At 50.6% G+C, this 2,638-nt stretch carries 2 protein-coding genes; both read left to right on the top strand.

Annotation, left to right across the window (positions count from 1 at the left end):
• Positions 1–501, top strand: a 501-nt coding sequence (locus Dpoa2040_RS10135) for a methyl-accepting chemotaxis protein (protein WP_246867282.1), incomplete at its 5' end; no start/stop codon positions are given.
• A gap of 407 nt (positions 502–908) precedes the next feature.
• Positions 909–2,582 (top strand): methyl-accepting chemotaxis protein, encoded by a 1,674-nt coding sequence (locus Dpoa2040_RS10130; protein ID WP_042870156.1) that lies wholly within the window; start codon positions 909–911, stop codon positions 2,580–2,582.
• Positions 2,583–2,638 lie beyond the last annotated feature (56 nt).

The following is a 2,638-nucleotide window of genomic DNA, read 5'->3' as shown; positions in this document are numbered from 1 at the left end:
GAGCAGGGACGTGGTTTTGCGGTGGTCGCCGGAGAAGTGAGAAGCCTGGCGCAACGCAGCGCGCAGGCGGCGAAAGAGATTGAGACGCTGATCGGCGAATCGGTCAACCGGGTAGATACCGGTTCTGCACTGGTACGTGAAGCGGGCAGCGCCATGGAAGTGATCATCTCCTCAGTATCGCGGGTGCATGATTTGATGGGGGAAATTTCGGCGGCTTCCGACGAGCAAAGCCGGGGTATTGACCAAATCGGCCAGGCGGTGACGGAAATGGACGGCGTGACGCAGCAGAACGCGACGCTGGTGCAGGAAGCCGCATTGGCGGCAGCAACGCTGGATGAACAGGCACAGAGCCTGGCGGCGGCGGTGGCGGCGTTCGATCTGGGAACAACGTCGGCGGCGTTACACGCACCGCGTACTGCGGCTCCGGCGTTAAAACGTCCGGTACTGAAAGCGGCTGCTCTGCCGGACCGCTCATCGAATGGTGACTGGGAAACCTTTTAACGTGTAGTACAATTCTGATTCTACTGTGGAATGCACCGGTTAGCCGGTGCATTTTTTATTGTCAGCCCTAAACCATCTCCTTGGGAAAGGGGTGGGTTGTAGTCTGAACGTTTTGAGTGGTATTAGTGCTTTATTCGATGCAATTTTTATCCGAATAAACGGTTGCGTCATCTCATTTTTTCTATCCCTGCCTATACTTGCTGATAATCAGAACGCACCGGTTCAGGTTTAATTACCATGCTTATAAAAACATTAAGGTATTAATTCTCTGGGTGACATATCCCGTCGATGGTGCTGCACGATACGCATGTTCTGACTATAGGGAGACTGCCATATTAGGGGGGTGACGCATACTCTGCTACCTAGCGAATCCTGGAAAAACGTCAAATAACATTCGGGAGTAAACCATGTCTTTTTTAAGAAATATCAGTATAAGAATGATGATGTTATTTATTATGGGTTTTTTCGTGGTGCTATGGGGAGGAGCGTCTGGATACAGCTTATTGTCATTAAAACAAGTTACTCTGCTGCTAAGCGATAACTCGGTTCAAGGCAAAACCTACAGTTATCTCACCTATGGTAATGACCAATATTTTCGCTCTGTCACCCGAATGGCGCGGGTGATGGATTATTTGCAGTTTAACGATACTGAGAATGCCAAAAAGACACTGGATATGGCGCTGACGGCCATAAATAATAGCAAGGGTGCATTGGATAAATTTAAAGCGGCGCCACAGATAGGTATTGATCGAAAACTCACCGACGAGATGGTGGCAAGCTGGTCAACACTGCTTTCGACTGCGATTGATCCCATGTATGCAGCGCTACAGAAAAATGATCTGGAGGCTTTTCGCAGCGTGTTTCGTAAAGTCTATCCGCCAGCCAGTTGGGCATTTGGTGATGTTGCCCAAAAATATACGGCAGCAGTCACGAATTCTGATTTTCTGGGAACGGTTAATACATACAACAATTGGACCCGAAATGTCTTAATTCTGGCATTGATTATCAGTGTGTTTATTTTCCTTATTAGCGAACGCTACCTGACTACGTACCTGGTGAATCCTATCACAGCGATCCAGGGGCATCTTGGAAAACTGATCGCCGGTCGTTTGGATCAGCATCTGGATGAGTTCGGTCGCAACTGTGCTGGACGTATTATTCCTGATATCAAACAGTTGCAGTTTAGCCTGAAAGATACCGTCTCGCTGATTCGGGATACCGCTGAGGCGATTTATCAGGGGGCGACCGAAATCCGGCAAGGTAATAACGATCTGTCAGGTCGTACCGAGCAGCAAGCGTCTGCGTTGCAGGAAACCGCTGCCAGCATGGAACAACTCAGTTCTACTGTGCAGCACAATGCGGAAAACGTGCATCAGGCAACCAAACTGGCACAGGAGGCATCTGACGCAGCCATACAAGGCGGGAAAATCACCAATAATGTGGTGGAGACCATGGACAGCATTACCGCCAGTTCCAATAAGATTGCCGATATTACATCGGTAATTAACGGTATTGCCTTTCAGACCAATATTCTGGCATTGAACGCCGCCGTGGAAGCCGCCCGCGCTGGTGAGCAAGGCCGTGGATTCGCGGTGGTGGCAGGGGAAGTGCGTAGTCTGGCACAGCGTAGCGCACAGGCGGCGAAAGAGATCGAGGGGTTGATTGCCGAATCGGTATCAAGGGTGGATATGGGGTCATCGCAGGTCAAGCAGGCTGGGGAAGCGATGCAGACGATTATCAATGCAGTATCGCACGTCAGTAATTTGATCGGTGAGATTGCTTCGGCATCGGATGAACAGAGCAGAGGGATTTCGCAAATCGGTCAAGCCGTTAATGAAATGGACGGTGTGACCCAGCAGAATGCGACATTAGTGCAACAGGCGATGGCGGCGATTGCCTCGCTGGAAGAGCAGGCGCGACAACTGACGCAAGCAGTGGAAGTGTTCCATCTTGGCAATGAGCACCACTCTGCGACGGGAAACATGAGCATGGCACTAAAGCGCTCATCGTCCAAGGGAACAACGCCTGCCTTACCACCAGCAAATAAAACCAGTGGACAAGGTAACTGGGAGCAATTCTGATCCTGTTGCATTGCCGCCCGCCGTATTCGTGTGTCATGAATGCGGCAGGGCGTGTC

The organism is Dickeya sp. CFBP 2040, from assembly GCF_012273755.1.
In the GTDB taxonomy this organism is placed as follows: Bacteria; Pseudomonadota; Gammaproteobacteria; order Enterobacterales; family Enterobacteriaceae; genus Dickeya; species Dickeya poaceiphila.
Note: the sequence above shows the minus strand (reverse complement) of the source record. Positions and strands in the feature narration are given on the sequence as shown.